General features: G+C 66.5%; 15 protein-coding genes. 4 read left to right on the top strand and 11 right to left on the bottom strand.

What is annotated here, in order from left to right:
• Nucleotides 1-5 precede the first annotated feature (5 nt).
• From E4341_RS00135 to chpT, 3 genes are all read right to left on the bottom strand, one after another.
• A complete protein-coding gene (locus E4341_RS00135) occupies nt 6-821 on the bottom strand; it encodes a protein-glutamate O-methyltransferase CheR (protein WP_153925452.1) in 816 nt (271 codons plus the stop codon).
• Nucleotides 818-1,195, bottom strand: a complete 378-nt coding sequence (locus E4341_RS00130; RefSeq protein ID WP_017505646.1) for a response regulator — start codon at nt 1,193-1,195, stop codon at nt 818-820. The genes E4341_RS00135 and E4341_RS00130 overlap by 4 nt, the downstream gene beginning before the upstream one ends.
• A gap of 91 nt (nt 1,196-1,286) precedes the next feature.
• Nucleotides 1,287-1,958, bottom strand: a complete 672-nt coding sequence (gene chpT / locus E4341_RS00125; RefSeq protein WP_165113825.1) for a histidine phosphotransferase ChpT — start codon at nt 1,956-1,958, stop codon at nt 1,287-1,289.
• Between the two features lie 96 nt (nt 1,959-2,054).
• Between chpT and cysQ the strand changes: the two genes are divergently transcribed.
• Nucleotides 2,055-2,882, top strand: a complete 828-nt coding sequence (cysQ, locus tag E4341_RS00120) for a 3'(2'),5'-bisphosphate nucleotidase CysQ (protein WP_165113822.1) — start codon at nt 2,055-2,057, stop codon at nt 2,880-2,882.
• 3 nt (nt 2,883-2,885) lie between these two features.
• On the opposite strand, the gene E4341_RS00115 is transcribed toward cysQ, so the two are convergent.
• From E4341_RS00115 to E4341_RS00100, 4 genes are all read right to left on the bottom strand, one after another.
• The gene (locus E4341_RS00115) at nt 2,886-4,100 is read right to left on the bottom strand and encodes a hypothetical protein (protein ID WP_165113820.1); all 1,215 of its coding nucleotides are present in this window, start codon (nt 4,098-4,100) and stop codon (nt 2,886-2,888) included.
• 106 nt (nt 4,101-4,206) lie between these two features.
• Nucleotides 4,207-4,551, bottom strand: coding sequence for a hypothetical protein (locus tag E4341_RS00110; protein ID WP_165113818.1), 345 nt, complete (start codon nt 4,549-4,551; stop codon nt 4,207-4,209).
• 55 nt (nt 4,552-4,606) lie between these two features.
• Nucleotides 4,607-6,250 carry a peptide chain release factor 3 gene (locus tag E4341_RS00105; protein ID WP_066629565.1) on the bottom strand — a complete coding sequence of 548 codons (1,644 nt, stop codon included), beginning with the start codon at nt 6,248-6,250 and terminating at the stop codon, nt 4,607-4,609.
• A 31-nt stretch (nt 6,251-6,281) separates the two neighbouring features.
• Nucleotides 6,282-7,886 carry a hypothetical protein gene (locus E4341_RS00100; protein WP_205751327.1) on the bottom strand — a complete coding sequence of 535 codons (1,605 nt, stop codon included), beginning with the start codon at nt 7,884-7,886 and terminating at the stop codon, nt 6,282-6,284.
• 200 nt (nt 7,887-8,086) lie between these two features.
• Here E4341_RS00100 and E4341_RS00095 point away from each other — a divergent pair, with 200 nt between their 5' ends.
• A complete protein-coding gene (locus tag E4341_RS00095; RefSeq protein WP_165113816.1) occupies nt 8,087-8,233 on the top strand; it encodes a hypothetical protein in 147 nt (48 codons plus the stop codon).
• 18 nt (nt 8,234-8,251) lie between these two features.
• On the opposite strand, the gene E4341_RS00090 is transcribed toward E4341_RS00095, so the two are convergent.
• Nucleotides 8,252-8,626 carry a hypothetical protein gene (locus tag E4341_RS00090; RefSeq protein WP_055753868.1) on the bottom strand — a complete coding sequence of 125 codons (375 nt, stop codon included), beginning with the start codon at nt 8,624-8,626 and terminating at the stop codon, nt 8,252-8,254.
• Between the two features lie 228 nt (nt 8,627-8,854).
• Between E4341_RS00090 and E4341_RS00085 the strand changes: the two genes are divergently transcribed.
• Complete coding sequence (locus E4341_RS00085) at nt 8,855-10,999, top strand: malate synthase G (RefSeq protein ID WP_165113813.1); 2,145 nt, start codon at nt 8,855-8,857, stop codon at nt 10,997-10,999.
• On the opposite strand, the gene E4341_RS00080 is transcribed toward E4341_RS00085, so the two are convergent.
• From E4341_RS00080 to cysD, 3 genes are read right to left on the bottom strand one after another with little or no spacing between them, the layout of a single operon-like run.
• Nucleotides 10,987-12,036, bottom strand: a complete 1,050-nt coding sequence (locus E4341_RS00080) for a mechanosensitive ion channel family protein (protein WP_165113810.1) — start codon at nt 12,034-12,036, stop codon at nt 10,987-10,989. The genes E4341_RS00085 and E4341_RS00080 overlap by 13 nt on opposite strands.
• Before the next feature lie 40 nt (nt 12,037-12,076).
• Nucleotides 12,077-13,990 (bottom strand): sulfate adenylyltransferase subunit CysN, encoded by a 1,914-nt coding sequence (gene cysN, locus E4341_RS00075; RefSeq protein ID WP_165113792.1) that lies wholly within the window; start codon nt 13,988-13,990, stop codon nt 12,077-12,079.
• A complete protein-coding gene (cysD, locus tag E4341_RS00070; protein WP_165113768.1) occupies nt 13,990-14,958 on the bottom strand; it encodes a sulfate adenylyltransferase subunit CysD in 969 nt (322 codons plus the stop codon). The genes cysN and cysD overlap by 1 nt, the downstream gene beginning before the upstream one ends.
• 148 nt (nt 14,959-15,106) lie before the next feature.
• Here cysD and E4341_RS00065 point away from each other — a divergent pair, with 148 nt between their 5' ends.
• On the top strand, nt 15,107-15,658 hold the full coding sequence (locus tag E4341_RS00065) for a lipocalin family protein (RefSeq protein WP_165113764.1): 552 nt from the start codon (nt 15,107-15,109) through the stop codon (nt 15,656-15,658).
• The last annotated feature ends 7 nt before the right edge of the window (nt 15,659-15,665 follow it).

Here is a 15,665-nt window from a genome sequence, read left to right as displayed (position 1 = left end):
CGGGTTCAGGCGGCGCGGCGAAGCGCGGACGGCGCCTTTACATACAGGCCTCGGCGGCCGTTCACGGCGCGGAAGGCGACCGTCTCGCCTTCAAGACTCTCGTCCACGCCCAGAAGAAGGCACCCGTCATCGACCAGGCGGCGCTCCAGTCCGTCGAGAAGACGCGCCCGGCGCGACGGGTCCATATCGGTCATGACATTGCGGCAGAAGATGACGTCGAAACGGGCGTCATCGGTCGGTTCGTCCAGCAGGTTGGCGCGACCGAAACGCACGGCGTCGGCCAGTTCGGCCTTGACGATCCACTGGTCTTCTCGCGGCTCGAACCAGCGCAGCATGGTTTTGGCCGTAAGCCCGCGCTGAATCTCGAAGCCGGTATAGAGGCCCGAGCGCGCCTTCTCGATCGCGCGCTGCGACAGGTCGGTGGCGACCAGATCGACATCGACGCCGATCTCCCTGGCCGTCATGGCGATGGACCAGGCCTCTTGGCCGGTCGAGCAGCCGGCCGACCAGATCTTGATCCGCCCGTCGGGCCGCGCCTTGGACAGGGCCGGCAGCAGTTCGGTTTCGAGAATGCGGAAAGGGGTGCGGTCGCGACGGAACCAGGTCTCGGCGTTCAGCAGGGCCTCGATCACCGACCAGGCCAGCGAGGCGACCGGATTGGCCCACAGGTTCGTCAGCAGAGCCTCGACATTGGCGTAGCCCTCACGCCGCGCGATCGGACCCAGCCGGTGTTCGGCCAGGTGGATGCGATCTCGCGACAGCCGATAGCCGGCGCGGGTGGCGAGAAGGGACTGCAGCTTGTCGAAGTCCTCTGGCGTCATGCGGCGATCGCTCCGACCTCCGTCAACTTGGATTGCAGGATTTCGCCGTCGAACGGCTTCATCACATAGTCGTCGGCGCCGGCCGCCAGGGCTTCGGCGATCCGCTCGGGGCGGGTCTCGATCGTGCAGAACAGCACCTTGGGTTGCTTGCCGCCCGGCATGGCGCGCAGGCGACGCAGGAAGGTGATGCCGTCCATCACGGGCATGTTCCAGTCCACCAGCAGGACGTCGGGCATGGCGCCGGTGCAATAGGCCAGGGCTTCGGAGCCGTCCGCCGCCTCATCGACCTCATAGCCCAGGCCCTCGACGATGCGGCGCGCAACCTTGCGGATGATGCGGCTGTCGTCGACGATCAGGCAGGTTCGGAAGTCCAAGGTCGATCCCTCAATGACACGACGGCTTTCGCCCGTGGCGCATGGACTGTTTTTATCTCAAACGCCAGTTAATGAGTCGTTTGGAAACGCCTCAGGCGGGCATTCGCGCGACCAGTGCGACCTTTCCGTCTTCAACCTTGACGCGTAGAGCGCCGCCGGCCTCGTTTACGGTCAGCCACAGCCAGTAGGGCTGGATCCACTGGCCGGCCAGGCCCTCGACCAGGCGTTCGCCGGCCAGACCCGTGACGGCCTCGGGCTTCAGCCTTGCGCGGGCGCCCTCGGCGAAGCCTTCCAGATAGAGCAGGCCGTTTTCCATCCGCGACTGAATGGTGGCGACGCCGCCCATCGGCAGGGCGCCGACGGTCAGATAGGCGAGGTTGGTCAGGGCGCGGGCCTGGGGCTTGGTGAACTCGCCGTCGGCGATGCGCCAGTCCAGCGAGGCGCGGCCCCCCTGGACCATGCCGGACACCAGGCCTTCGATCTCGCGGGTTGTGAACTTCTCGCTGGTGGTGGCGGCGCCGAAGGCGACGCGAGCGAAGTGAACCAGGGCGACCATCTTCCTGGCGCTCTGCTCGATCAGGGCCAGGGCGTCGTCGCGCATGTCCTGAGCCGTCGGGTCCTGCATCAGGTCCAGGCCGGAGACGATGGCGCCCGACGGGCTGATGAAGTCATGGCACAGCTTGGCCGCGATATAGGTCGCCAGCTCCGTCCCATCGACCGGAAGGTCCAGCGGAGCGGCGTCTGTGTCGTGGGGGGAGGTCATGATGTCTGGCGCGCTCAGGTCACAGTTCGTGTCGCGCGCGAAGTTGGAGTGATTTGCCGGTTCATGGAACCGCCCGGATGGTCTATCGACCCGCCAATGACGACCTCTTCCACATCTGCTCTTGAGCGCGATCTGACGTCCGGCGCGCTGTCCCTGGCCATCGCCGAGATCGCTGAGGAGGCCGCGCGGCTGATCCTGCCCTATTGGCGCGCAGGCACGGCGGTCGAAACGAAGTCGGACGATAGTCCGGTGACCCAGGCCGACCGGGCGGCCGAGGCTCTGATCCTGGAACGGTTGGCGGCCCTGTATCCGGGCGTGCAGACGGTGGCGGAGGAAGCCGTGTCGGCCGACGGCGCGCCTGAAACCGCCGAGGACTGGTTCTGGCTGATCGATCCATTGGACGGCACGCGGGGTTTCGTGCGTGGGGGCGAGGCCTTCACCGTCAATATCGCCCTGATCCATGACGGCTATCCGGTCGCGGGCGTGGTGACGGCGCCGGCGACGGCGACGACCTGGCGCACCGACAAGCCCGAGGGCGGCGCCTTCCGGCGTCAGTTCGGCGCCCTTCAGGCCGGCGAGGCCCATTCGGGCGAGGACTGGCGTCCGATCCGGGTGCGCGACCGGCCGCAGGAAGGCATGGCCCTGCTGAGCCACAGCGTCACCGACGAAGAGGCGACGCGTCTGGCCGCCCGTCACGGCTGCTCGCGCTGGCAGGGGACGGATTCGTCACTGAAATTCTGTCTGATCGCCGAGGGGCGGTTCGATGCCTATCCGCGCACGGGCCCGACCTCGGAATGGGACACCGCAGCGGGACAGGCGGTGCTGGAAGCCGCCGGCGGGCGGGTTCTGGCCGATGACGGGCAGCGGATGGCCTATGGCAAGACGCGGTTCCTGAACGGCGCCTTCGTCGCCATGGGCGGCTGAGGTCTAGGCCCTCAGAAGCGTCTCGGCGCGGTCGGCGAGGGCGTCGACGCCCAGTTCCCGTGCGGTCATCGCCGCCTCGCCCAGGATCAGCCCCAGATCGGTCGGGACGACGCCGCCCAGACGATGCCGCGCCAACATGATCTCGGCCATGCCGATCTGATCGGCGGCCCAGTCGAGCGGCGTCGCCGTCGCCATGCGCGCCCGCAACCGGGTCTCCAGCGTCATCAGGGCGGTCAGGTTCTTCACCGCCTCGGCCAGGGCCACCTCACGCGTGATGCGCCGTTCGCGCGCCAGGGCGCCAATGATCAGTTCGCCGCCCTGCGTCAGGGCCTCCGCCTGGGTCAGCAGCATCAGCGGCTGGGCGTCGTCGCCGACACGCAGCACCTGGATCGCGGCCCAATCCAGCGGGCTGTGATCCGGGGTGAACTGATCGGCGGCGGCGTCGAACATGATCCGCCCCTGATTGCGGGCCTCGTCATGCCCCGCGATGGCGGCCAAGGCCGACAGGCCAGCGCCGCATAGAGCCAGGGCGCGGGCGCGGGTCAGGGGGCGATGGTCAGGGGATGCGGCCTCGACCAGGGCGCCCAGGTCGCGGCCGGCCTGATCCAGACGATGCACGTCGCGCTGCACCACGCCCATTTCCAGCGACAGGGCCGCGCGATCCATACGCAGATCCATGTCCTCGGCGTCGTCTCTGCGCACCGCCTCATCCATCAAGACAGCCGCCTGATGAAGGCGGGCGATGTCGCCGCTCAGCCGGGCGGTGCGGACCGTCAGCCGGGCGTGAAGCGCGGCCATGCTGATCGCGATGCGTCGGCTGCGCGGTTGTCCGACCGCCGCAAGGGTCGTCGCAGCGCGATCCAGACGGGCGGGATCGCCGCACAGATCAAAGCGCAGCATCAGCACCGCCGCCTTCGCCATGGCGGCCCGCGCGATCTGGTCCTCGCCCACGGCTGAACGCGCCAGGCTGTCGGCGCAGCGTTCGGCTCGGTCCAGACTGTCGGCGGCGCCGGTGCGTCGGGCGTGTTCGCGCCACAGGGCGCAGGCGCGGTTTTCGGTCTCGAAGGGACGGGCGCAGGAGACGCGTCCGGCGTCCGTGGCCTCGCGTCTCGCTTCGGCGCGCAGCAGATCCGCGCCGATCAGTTCGACCCAGCCCAGGTCTTCGCTCTCTCGCGCCTGGGCGAAGAGTTTTCGAAGATCACGGCCGAATTCGAACATGCTGGACCTCGGTTATCCCGCTTCGGGACGCAGACTGCGTCACCTCCGGCGTCCAATGCAAACGCAGCGCCGGGAATGCGGTTCGGCTTGGCCTTAAGCCGGCGACCTAGTCGAGTTTCGGCGTCTTCTGCTGGCAGCGTTGCAGGTTGGCGCGCGCCTCGGGCGCCTCAGCGTTGAGCTGACGCACTGCGGCGATGCGCGCGCGGGTCTGATCGGCCTCGGCGGCCGGCGCCGCCTTGCCCGCCGCCGTCGCGGCCTGCATGGCCGCAAGGGACCAGTAGAGGGCGGCGTCATACAGCCGCCGGCCTTGCGCGCTCTCGCCGCCTTCCAGCTCCGACGCGGCCTGGGTCAGGCCCGCACAGCGCACCGCCTCGTCATACGAAACCAGCCCCACGGAAGGGGCGGCCTGCAGCATTAAGACGGTGCTGGCGAAGGCGAGAAGCGTCGACATGACCTGAGAATGGCTCAGCCGCGTGACCAAAGGAAGTCGTTTGCGGCGCCTGGGCTTACCCGCGTTCCTTCGTCTTGGTGAAGGCGATCTTGGGGAAGCGTTCGCCGACATAGCCGGTTTCCCAGCTCGACTTGGCCAGGAAGACCGGGGCCTGGTCGATGTCGCGCGCCATCTGGGGACGGTATTTGCCGCTGAAGTCCTCGACGTCCGCGTCGGAGCCCTCCGCGCCTGGAGCGATCCAGCGCGCCTCTGCGTAGGGGGAGGGTTCGAAGACGACGTCCAGGCCGTACTCCTCGCCCAGACGGTCTGCCATGACCTCGAACTGCAGCTGGCCCACGGCGCCGACGATGAAGTCCGAGCCGATTTCGGGACGGAACAGCTGGGTCACGCCTTCCTCGGCCAGACCTTCCAGCGCCTTCTTCAGGTGTTTGGCCTTCAGGGGATCCTTCACGCGAACCCGTTGCAGGATTTCCGGCGCAAAGTTCGGCAGGCCCGCGAAACGGACCACGCCGCTCTCCGACAGGCTGTCGCCGACGCGCAGCACGCCGTGGTTCGGAATGCCGATCACGTCGCCGGCGAAGGCGTCGTCGGCCAGTTCCCGATCCGAGGCGAAGAACATAATCGGCGCATTGACCGACAGGGACTTGCCGGTGTTCTGCACCTTCAGCTTCATGCCGCGCTTGAAGGCGCCCGACGCCATACGGAACATCGCGATCCGGTCGCGGTGGTTGGGGTCCATGTTCGCCTGAACCTTGAAGACGAAGCCGGTGACTTCGTTGGATCCTGGTTCGACCTCGGTCTCGACGGGGGCGGGGGCGTTGCGGGTCTCGGGTGGGGATTCCTTTTTGGCCTTCATGACCTTGGGCGCCGGGGCCCAGTCGCCGATGGCCTTCAGCAGTTCGTCGATGCCGAAGTGACGAAGCGCCGATCCCCACAGCACCGGCGTCATGTGACCTTCCAGGAAGGCCTGGCGATCAAAGGCCGGATAGCCGCCCTCGACCAGTTCGACGGCCTCGGCGAGGTTGTCCTGCTCGCCCGCCTCGAAATACTGGGCCGCCTGGTCCAGCGGCAGGGCGGGGGGGTGTTCGGGATCCTCCGCCGAACCGGCGGCCTTGCGGGTATAGGGCTGGAACCGGCCGGTGCCGACCTCGACCATGCCGCGCAGGCGATTGCCGCTCTCGGCCGGCCACCAGATCGGGGCGGGGTCCAACTGAAGGCGTGACGCGATGTCGTCCAGCAGGGCCATCGGGTCCTGGGCCTCGCGGTCCAGCTTGTTGATGAAGGTGATGATCGGGATGTCGCGCAGGCGGCAGACCTCGAACAGCTTCAGCGTCTGCGGCTCGATACCCTTGGCGGCGTCCAGCACCATGATGGCGCAGTCGGCGGCGGTCAGGGTGCGATAGGTGTCTTCGGAGAAGTCCTCGTGCCCGGGCGTATCGAGCAGGTTGAACATCTTGCCGTCGTGCTCGAACGTCATGACCGAGGCGCTGACCGAGATGCCCCGCTCCTTCTCGATCTTCATCCAGTCCGAACGCGTGCGGCGGTTCTCGCCGCGCGCCCGCACCGCGCCGGCCGCACGAATGGCGCCGCCTGCCAGCAGGATATGCTCGGTCAGGGTCGTCTTGCCCGCATCCGGGTGGGCGATGATGGCGAAGGTTCGGCGGCGCGCCGCTTCTTCAGGCAGGGTCAAGGAGGACATGGCGCGCGACTACCCTGCCGCGCGCCGAAAGTCACTCGTTGGCGGGAGATGGGGCGGATTCAGACGGTGTTTGCGGAGGGGTTTCCGGCTCCGGCTCGCTGATCTGAGGCGCTTCGGCATCTTGCGTGATTTCCGGCAAGGCCTGGCCCTTTTCGATGGCGGCGATCATGCCGCTTGCGAAGACGGAGGCGGCGCCGCCGTGGGGATTGTTGGCCACCGGTTTCAGCACCGCGATCGCCTCTTCCGGCTTGCCGGTTTTCACCAGGGCGTCCGCATAGGGGAAGCGCACCGCCGCCAGTTGAGGGGCGCGATCCAGCGCCAGGCCCAGGGTCAGCAAATCGTTTTCGTTAGGATAGCCGGGCTGGGTCCGACGGAGTTCGGACATCAGCATAAGGGTGCGGTAGTCGTTCTGACCGGCTGCATAGGCGCGAGAGAGATAGCCGCGCGCCTGGACGCGCAGCGCCTGAGCCTGGTCGTCGTCTTCGGCCTCGCGCGCTTGTTTGAGCCGCTCCTGCGCCAGGAACTGCAGGGCTTCGACATGGTTCGGATTGATTTCCAGCAGGCGTTGAAGCGCACGTTCGCCAGCGGCGCGATCGCCGAAATGGAGACCGGCATGGCCGGCTGCGAGCAAGGCCAAAGGATCGTCGCCATGCCGGGCCGCCAGCCTGGCGACCTCTTGGCCCAAGGCCTGGCGATCTTCGTCAGGGACGCCGATCTTGAGCCGTTGATTGATGAGCAGCAGATCATCGGCGGCGGGCGACAGTCGCGTGACGACGATGTCGGCCGTTGGAAACTGGCCGCTGAGCGTCCTGCCCATCAGGCGACCACGGGTGTAGCGTCGAAGCGCGACCTGAAGGTCACGAAGCGACATTCCAGTGGAAGCCTCCATCGCAGCTACGGAGTCCTCGCCGCCCGAAACGCGCTTCAGATAGTCTTCCAACTGCTCCAGGCGCGCAGGATCGCTGATGAACCAGTGGGTCAGCAGCCAGGCGATCGGATAGTAGGTCGCTTTCTGACTCTCGGATCGAACTTCACCCGGACGCTTGGTCAGCAGGACATCAAGCGGGATCCAGGTTTCCGCCATAATCCAGTAGGCACGGTTTTGGTTAAACTGGCCCAGTTGAACTTTCCGATCTCGGACGTCGATGTCCGCGGTCATGTAGTATTCGGCAAAGCCTTCGACGAACCACGCCGGGTAGGATCCGGGGAAGTTGCCCAGCATGAAGTGGTGGGCGTATTCGTGCATCAGGATGTCGTCGCCCGACATCCCGCCGTCGCCGTCGCCTCTGATGGCGACCGCAAAGATATCCTCTTCCGTCGGGAAGTAGGTGCCCATCGTGTTTTCACCGCTCTGCGGGTGCACACGCGTCAGGCCTCGGCGACCGCCGACGAGATAGATCGGCATCTTGCGCTGCGGCTCATCCGACATCGAGCCGCCGTGTCGGACCTGCATGACACGATCGAAAATCTCAAGTTTTTGGACGTAATCGCGCAGGGCGCGCTCGCCGCCGTCGCTATAGACGATGAACCGTTCGCTTTCGGCCCGCAGCCAGTCCGCCCGCGCTGGCTGAGCCATTGCAGCAAACACAATCGATCCCACCGCCGAAATGGCGCAGGTTACCAGCTTCGAACTCATACAATCAGTCCCGAACATCCCTTGAGGGCGAAGGTGCAACTTCCACGCGCCGACGTCCAGCCGATTGGTCCACGTAAAATAACCCCTCGCCACGAAGGGCTATCGGAGTCATGCTCGGTTCTGGAGGAGACGATCAGGCCGTCAGAGTCCGACGCTCCCCTCCCGGATCGATCCGGGATCATAGGGAAAGGACAAGGACGATGGCTGTCATCCATCCTCAAGACCGTATCGCCCATGCGCCGCGTGAGCGGGCGCCGCTGCATCCGGCGGTGGGGCTGGTCGTCGGCTTCGGCTTTATCGTAGCCGTGGCGACGCTGGTCCATGTGGTGTTCAACGCCGTCTTCTGACGGCGTTTCAGGCCGCGATCAGGCGGCCAGGCGGTTCCAGACGGCGCGGTCTGCGGAGACGGCGTCGAGGCGACGGCCCTTGGCCTGAAGCTGGCGCATCACCTGTTCGGGCAGGGTGCAGAAGCGCGGCTCGACGAGGTCGGGATTGCAGGCGGGGGCGGGCGCCGCGAACAGGGCGGCGTTCACGTCGGGGCTACGCTCTGCGATCAGCCAGGCCAGGCGACGGGCGCGTTCGGGATCGTTGCGGTGAAGCAGCGGGTCCTCGGCGAACAGTTCGCAACCCAATTCCAGCAGATAGTCCAGACCCAGCTTCTCGAACCGGCGCGCGTCGGCGGGCGTGACCGGGCAGGCCTCGTCCAGGTCGAACACGACATCGTTCAGAAGAAACAGCATGGGCGAGACGCTCGACTGGCCGGACGCGAGTTCGTCCGTAAGCTCACAATAGGCGCTGCCGCTTGCGGTCCCGTTCACGGACGCGGTTAAGAGTTTCTGACCAGCCGGCCGTCGCCTTGAACGAAAAGCGACTGCGATGACGCGACGTGACCCTTGCGCCAGTGTCCGGCCTCGGCTTACCTGATCACGCATTGTTACAGGCCGGCGTCGCGCCGGAGAGAGGCCGTCATGACGACCCATGAAGATCGCGCAGGGCTGAAGGTCGCTGGCGAACTGATCGCCCTGATCGAGCAGGATGTACTGCCGGGGCTGGGGCTTGATGCGGCGGCCTTCTGGAGCGGGGCGGCGGCGATCTTCGAGCGGTTCGCGCTCGAGAACCGGGCGCTGCTGGCGCGACGCGACGCCTTGCAGGCGCAGATCGACGACTGGCATCGGGCGCGGCGGAGCCAGCCCTATGATGTGGCGGCGTCGCAGGCCTTTCTGAAAGAGATCGGCTATCTGGTCGAGGAGCCGGCGCCGTTCACGATCGGGACGGAAGGTGTGGACGCCGAGATCGCACGCATGGCCGGGCCGCAGTTGGTCGTGCCGGTGCTGAACGCTCGCTTCCTGCTGAACGCCGCCAATGCACGGTGGGGCAGCCTGTATGACGCGCTTTACGGCACGGATGCGTTGGGCGACCTGCCGGCCGGCGGCGGCTATGACGCGGCGCGCGGCGCACGGGTCGTCGCGCGGGCCAAGGCCTTTTTGGACGAGGCGGCGCCGCTGGCGGAGGGATCGCATACGGATGTCGCCGGCTGGTCGGTGATCGACGGCGCGTTGTCGCCTGCGCTGAAGGATGCGGGACAGTTCGTCGGCTTTACCGGCGAGGCCAGCGCGCCCGCCTCAATCCTGCTGGTCAACAACGGGCTGCACATCGAACTGGTGATCGACCGAAGCCACCCGGTGGGGCGCGGCGATGCGGCGGGTCTGGCGGACGTGGTGCTGGAATCGGCCCTGTCGACCATCGTCGATCTGGAGGATTCCGTCGCGGCCGTCGATGCGGCGGACAAGGCCGAGGCCTATCGCAACTGGCTGGGTCTGATGCGCGGCGACCTGTCCGCGACGTTCAAGAAGGGCGGCGAGACCCTGACCCGCGCTCTGGAGCCGGATCGTCAGTGGACCGCGCCGGACGGGTCGTCGGTAATCCTGAAGGGGCGCAGCCTGCTGTTCGTGCGCAATGTCGGGCATCTGATGACGACCCCGGCCATCCGTCTGTCTGACGGGTCGCAGGTGCCCGAAGGGATCATGGATGCCATCGTGACCAGCCTGATCGCGCAGTATGACATTAGGGGGTTGGGCGGGTTCGGCAACAGCGCGACCGGCTCGGTCTATATCGTTAAACCCAAGATGCACGGGCCGGACGAGGCCGCCTTCACCGATCGGCTGTTCGACGCGGTCGAGGATCTGCTGGCCCTGCCGCGCCATGCGATCAAGGTCGGGGTGATGGACGAGGAACGGCGGACTTCAGCCAATCTGGCGGCCTGCATTCAGGCGGTGAAGGACCGGATCGTCTTCATTAACACCGGCTTTTTGGATCGCACCGGCGACGAGATCCACACGGCCATGCAGGCCGGGCCGGTGGTGCGAAAGGCCGACATCAAGTCCAGCGCCTGGATCGCGGCCTATGAGGCGAGAAACGTCGCCATCGGCCTGAAATGCGGGCTGTCCGGCAAGGCTCAGATCGGCAAGGGGATGTGGGCGGCGCCGGACCGGATGGCGGACATGCTGGAGCAGAAGATCGGTCATCCGAAGACGGGCGCGAACACCGCCTGGACGCCCTCGCCGACGGCGGCGACCCTGCATGCGCTGCACTATCATGCGGTCGATGTCTTCGCGGTTCAGAAAGATGTAGCTGGGCGCGAGACGCCGGGGCTGGAGGCCTTGCTGACCCCGCCGCTGGCGAATGGCGTCAACTGGTCCGAGGACGAGGTGGCGGCCGAGTTGGACAACAACGCCCAGGGCATACTGGGCTATGTCGTGCGCTGGATCGACCAGGGGGTGGGGTGTTCCAAGGTGCCGGACATCCACGACATCGGCCTGATGGAGGACCGGGCGACGCTGCGGATCAGTTCGCAGCATATCGCCAACTGGCTGCTGCACGGGGTCTGCACGGCCGATCAGGTTGAGGCGGCTTTCCAGCGCATGGCGGCCAAGGTGGATGGGCAGAATGCGGGCGATCCGCTGTATCGGCCGATGGCGACGGACCCGGATAACAGTCTGGCCTATCAGGCGGCGCGGGCGCTGGTGTTCGAAGGCGTCGAGCAGCCGAACGGTTATACCGAGCCGTTGCTGCATGCCTGGCGGTCGAAGGCCAAGGCGGCTCAGTCCGTCTGACGCGCCTTGGGCGGAGCGGGCGGTTCCGGCGTCTCGGCCTCGTCGTCGGCCATGACGTCGTCGGCGGCGTCGTTGGCGGTTCGGGCGGGACTTTGCGGGCCGGTCGGTCGCGGCGGTGAGCCGACGCCGTAGCCGAGGCGCTTCAAGGCCTCCTCGCCGTCCAGGCCGAAGGCGGTGCGCAGGCGAAGATCGGTCTGGGGCACCGGCACCTCGACGCCCGCCGCGTCCAGGGCGTCGGCGATCAGCCAGGTGTAGGCGGCATGCATGGCCGCCGGGCGTTTGACGGCGTCACGCGTCGGCCAGACCACCAGTTCGAACGACAGGCCCCGATCGCCGAAGGCCACGAGCCAGACCTGGCTCTTGCGAGCCTCCGTCTCCGGCAGGGTGAAGGGGCTGGCGCGGGCAGCAGCCAAAACGGCGTCGCGCACCTTTCCCCGGTCCGAGCCATAGGCGACGGTGAAGGGCACATGGATGCGACGGGTGTCGCCCTTCATCGTCCAGTTGGTGACGGGCTGTTCGATGAAGCGCGAGTTGGGCACCAGGACATTGACGTTGTCATTGGTGCGGACACGGGTGGCGCGCGGGCCGATCTCCATGATGGCGCCGCGGATGCCGATGTCCTCGATCTCGATATAGTCGCCGACCGACACCATCCGGTCGAAGATCAGGAACAGGCCGGAGACGAACTCCTTGACCACTCCCTGCAGCCCGAGACCCACGCCGATGCCCAGAGCGCCGGCGAAGACGGTCAGGGACGACAGGTTTAGCCCTGCCGCCGACAGGGCCGACATGATTCCCACGACGATGATGCCGTAGCCGGCCAGACGCTCCAGCAGATAGATCGCCTGACGGCTGCGGTCTGAGCGTTCGCGCACGCGGCGCAGCGACCGCGTCACGAGCCAATGGGCGGCGAAGGCGATCAGGAGGATCACACCCGCGCTGACCAGACCGCCCAGCGTCAGATTGATCCCGGCGATGCGGGCAATCTGCGACTGTTCGATGGTGTCGAGGCCCAGCTTCTGGATCGGATTGGTCATCAGTTCCTAGAGCGTCCGGCGAACGGTCAAGGTTCCGAACCTAGATGGCGGAGTCCTCGGTCGAGAAACGCCCATCCAGCCAGGCGACGATGCGCTTGGCGGCGTCCTCGGGCGACATGGTGGTGGTATCCACGACGATTTCGGGGCTTTCGGGGGCTTCATAGGGGCTGTCGATGCCGGTGAAGTTCTTGAGCTCTCCCGCGCGGGCCTTCCTGTACAGACCCTTGACATCGCGGGCCTCGGCCACCGCCAGGGGCGTGTCGACGTGGACCTCGACGAACTCGCCCGCGCCCAGCAGGTCGCGGGCCAGACGGCGTTCGGCGCGGAAGGGTGAGATGAAGCTGACCAGGACGATCAGGCCGGCGTCCACCATCAGTTTCGACACCTCGGCGACGCGGCGGATGTTCTCGACCCTGTCCTCTTCGGTGAATCCCAAATCGCGGTTCAGGCCGTGGCGGACATTGTCGCCGTCCAGCAGATAGGTGTGGCGACCGTCGGCGTGCAGCCGCTTTTCCACCAGATCGGCGATGGTCGATTTGCCCGCGCCCGACAGGCCGGTCAGCCAGATGACTCGACCCTTTTGGTTTTTGATGGCCGCGCGCGCGGCCTTGTCCACCGACAGGGCCTGCCAGTGGATGTTGTGGGCGCGGCGCAGGGCGAAGTGGAGCAAACCCGCCCCGACCGTGCGGTTCGAGATCCGGTCGATCAGGATGAAACCGCCCAAATCCTTATTCTCGTCATAGGGGGCGAAGGCGACGGGGGCGTCCAGCGACAGGTTGCAGACGCCGATCTCGTTCAACTCCAGCCGCTTGGCCGGCTGCTGCTCCAGGGTGTTGACGTTCACCTTGTGCTTGGGCTCGGTGATCGTGGCGCCCACTAGCTTGGCGCCGATCTTGAGCAGGTAAGGCCGGCCCGGCAGCAGGGGTTCGTCGTCCATCCAAACCACCGTGGCCTCGAACTGGTCGGCCGCCTCGGGCGGGGCGTTGGCGCTGGCCAGGACGTCGCCGCGCGAGACATCGATCTCGTCGTCCAGGGTCAGGGTGATCGACTGACCGGCGACGGCCTGATCCAGGTCGCCATCGGCGGTGACGATCCGCGCCACGGTCGAGGCCTTGCCCGACGGCAGGACGCGGACGGGATCGCCCGGGCGCACGGTCCCGGCGGCGATCTGGCCGGAGAAGCCGCGGAAGTCGAGATTGGGCCGGTTGACCCACTGCACCGGCAGGCGGAAGGGGTCGGCCTGAAGAGCGTCCCCGACCTCCAGCGTTTCCAGCAGGGTCATCAGCGGCGGCCCGGCGTACCAGGGCGAATGGGCGCTGGGTTCGGCGATGTTGTCGCCGCGCAGGGCCGACATCGGGATGGCGTCGAAGGCCTGAAGCCCGATCTGGGCGGCGAAGTCGGAGAAGTCGGCGACGATGGCGTCGAACACGGACCGAGACCAGCCCATGAGGTCCATCTTGTTGACCGCCAGGATGACGTGGCGGATGCCCAGCAGGCTGACCAGATAGGCGTGGCGCCGCGTCTGGGTCAGCACGCCGCGCCGGGCGTCGATCAGGATGACGGCGGCGTCGGCAGTCGAGGCGCCGGTGACCATGTTGCGGGTGTACTGTTCGTGACCCGGCGTGTCCGCGACGATGAATTTCCGCTTTTCGGTCGAGAAGAATCGATAGGCGACGTCGATGGTGATGCCCTGCTCCCGCTCGGCGGCGAGACCATCGACCAGCAGGGCGAAGTCGATGTCGCCGCCTTGCGTGCCGACTCGGCGGCTGTCCGCCTCCAGCGCCGCCATTTGATCCTCGAAGATCATCTTGGAATCGTAGAGCAACCGCCCGATCAGGGTGGACTTGCCGTCGTCCACGCTGCCGCAGGTGATGAAGCGCAGCAGGCTTTTGTGCTGGTGGGCGTCCAGATAGGCGTTGATGTCGCGGGCGATCAGGTCGGACTGGTGAGCCATCAGAAATAGCCCTCCTGCTTCTTCTTCTCCATCGAGGCGGATTGGTCGTGGTCGATCATCCGGCCCTGGCGCTCGGATGTGGTGGTCAGAAGCATTTCCTGAATGACCTCGGCCAGGGTCGTGGCCGTACTTTCGACCGCCCCGGTCAGGGGGTAGCAGCCCAGGGTGCGGAAACGGACGGACTTCATCTGCGGCGTCTCGCCGGGACGCAGGCGGAACCGGTCGTCATCGACCATGATCAGGGCGCCGTCACGTTCCACCACCGGCCTTTTGGCGGCCAGATACAGAGGCACGATGGGGATCCGCTCCAGATGGATGTATTGCCAGACGTCCAGCTCGGTCCAGTTGGAGATCGGGAAGACGCGAATGCTCTCACCGGGCTTTTTGCGCGTGTTGTAGAGCCGCCAGAGTTCAGGCCGCTGGTTCTTGGGGTCCCAGCGATGTTCGGCGGTGCGGAAGGAGAAGATCCGCTCTTTGGCGCGCGACTTCTCCTCGTCGCGACGCGCGCCGCCGAAGGCCGCGTCGAAGCCGTAATGATTCAGGGCCTGTTTCAGACCTTCGGTCTTCCACAGATCCGTGTGCAGGGCCGAGCCGTGATCGAAGGGGTTGATGCCGCGTGCGAGGGCGTCGGGGTTCTGGTGGACCAGCAGCTCGACGCCCAGATCGGCCGCCGCCTGTTCGCGCATCGCGTACATGGCGCGAAACTTCCACGTCGTGTCGACGTGCAGAAGCGGGAAGGGCGGCCTGGACGGATAGAAGGCCTTCTTCGCCAGATGCAGCATGACGGCCGAGTCCTTGCCGATAGAATACAGCATGACCGGCCGCTCGGCTTCGGCCGCCACCTCGCGCAGGATGTGGATGCTTTCGGCCTCCAGACGCTGGAGGTGGGTCAGGCGCGGCGTGGAAAGGGCGGCAGGTTTTTTGGTCAGGGTGGCGGTGGTCACCGGGGCGTCTCCGTCGAACGCCATGTGACAACGCCAAAGGGCGGGACGGGACAAGCGAGGGTTCCTGTTCCCCGCTAGGAGATTTTCGTCCCGCGGCGTCCGATTTCGCCGTCGGTGCGTAACGGAACCAGGGTCGCTGAAAGCGGCTTATGGCTTCGAAACGGAAACGCCCATGTCCAGCCTGAAATCCCTCGCCGCATCAGCCGCCGCCGCGATCGCGCTGGCGGGATGCGTGACCGCACCGTCGCCTTCCGAATATCGCGCGCCCCAGCCGGCCAAGCCGGTGGATGTGCAGCGTCTGTGGTCCGGGCGCTGGCACGAGATCGCGCGTCTGCCGGATCGGTTGACCGACGGCTGCGTCGCCGGCGCGTCGATCTATACGCCGGTGGAGGGCACGCGGGTCGATGTGCGCGACACCTGTCAGGTCGGCACGCCGGACGGCAAGGAAAAGGCCATCGGCGGACGGGGCGAAATCCTCGATCCGGGAATGAACGCCAAGCTGAGGGTCAAATATCTGGCCGGGTTCGTGACATGGGACTATTGGGTGCTGGACCGGGCGGACGACTACAGCTGGTTCATCTCGGCCGATCCGACCTTCAATCGCCTGTTCATCTACACGCGCGACCTGCCCAGCGAGCAGCAGGTGCGCGCCTTGACCGAACGGGCGCGGTCTCTTGGATACGACGTCAGCCGTCTGGAGTTCCCGGCCCAACCGGCGCGGTAAGGATCAA

Source organism: Brevundimonas sp. 'scallop', assembly GCF_011045535.1.
Lineage (GTDB): Bacteria > Pseudomonadota > Alphaproteobacteria > Caulobacterales > Caulobacteraceae > Brevundimonas > Brevundimonas vesicularis.
This window is presented reverse-complemented; position numbering and strand designations above follow the sequence as displayed.

Excerpts from the sequence above, each read along its gene's own strand:
- E4341_RS00135 (WP_153925452.1), bottom strand. The coding sequence starts at position 821 with ATGACGCCAGAGGACTTCGACAAGCTGCAGTCCCTTCTCGCCACCCGC.
- chpT (WP_165113825.1), bottom strand. The coding sequence starts at position 1,958 with ATGACCTCCCCCCACGACACAGACGCCGCTCCGCTGGACCTTCCGGTC.
- cysQ (WP_165113822.1), top strand. The coding sequence starts at position 2,055 with ATGACGACCTCTTCCACATCTGCTCTTGAGCGCGATCTGACGTCCGGC.
- E4341_RS00115 (WP_165113820.1), bottom strand. The coding sequence starts at position 4,100 with ATGTTCGAATTCGGCCGTGATCTTCGAAAACTCTTCGCCCAGGCGCGA.
- E4341_RS00110 (WP_165113818.1), bottom strand. The coding sequence starts at position 4,551 with ATGTCGACGCTTCTCGCCTTCGCCAGCACCGTCTTAATGCTGCAGGCC.
- E4341_RS00105 (WP_066629565.1), bottom strand. The coding sequence starts at position 6,250 with ATGTCCTCCTTGACCCTGCCTGAAGAAGCGGCGCGCCGCCGAACCTTC.
- E4341_RS00100 (WP_205751327.1), bottom strand. The coding sequence starts at position 7,886 with ATGAGTTCGAAGCTGGTAACCTGCGCCATTTCGGCGGTGGGATCGATT.
- E4341_RS00095 (WP_165113816.1), top strand. The coding sequence starts at position 8,087 with ATGGCTGTCATCCATCCTCAAGACCGTATCGCCCATGCGCCGCGTGAG.
- E4341_RS00090 (WP_055753868.1), bottom strand. The coding sequence starts at position 8,626 with ATGCTGTTTCTTCTGAACGATGTCGTGTTCGACCTGGACGAGGCCTGC.
- E4341_RS00085 (WP_165113813.1), top strand. The coding sequence starts at position 8,855 with ATGACGACCCATGAAGATCGCGCAGGGCTGAAGGTCGCTGGCGAACTG.
- E4341_RS00080 (WP_165113810.1), bottom strand. The coding sequence starts at position 12,036 with ATGACCAATCCGATCCAGAAGCTGGGCCTCGACACCATCGAACAGTCG.
- cysN (WP_165113792.1), bottom strand. The coding sequence starts at position 13,990 with ATGGCTCACCAGTCCGACCTGATCGCCCGCGACATCAACGCCTATCTG.
- cysD (WP_165113768.1), bottom strand. The coding sequence starts at position 14,958 with ATGGCGTTCGACGGAGACGCCCCGGTGACCACCGCCACCCTGACCAAA.
- E4341_RS00065 (WP_165113764.1), top strand. The coding sequence starts at position 15,107 with ATGTCCAGCCTGAAATCCCTCGCCGCATCAGCCGCCGCCGCGATCGCG.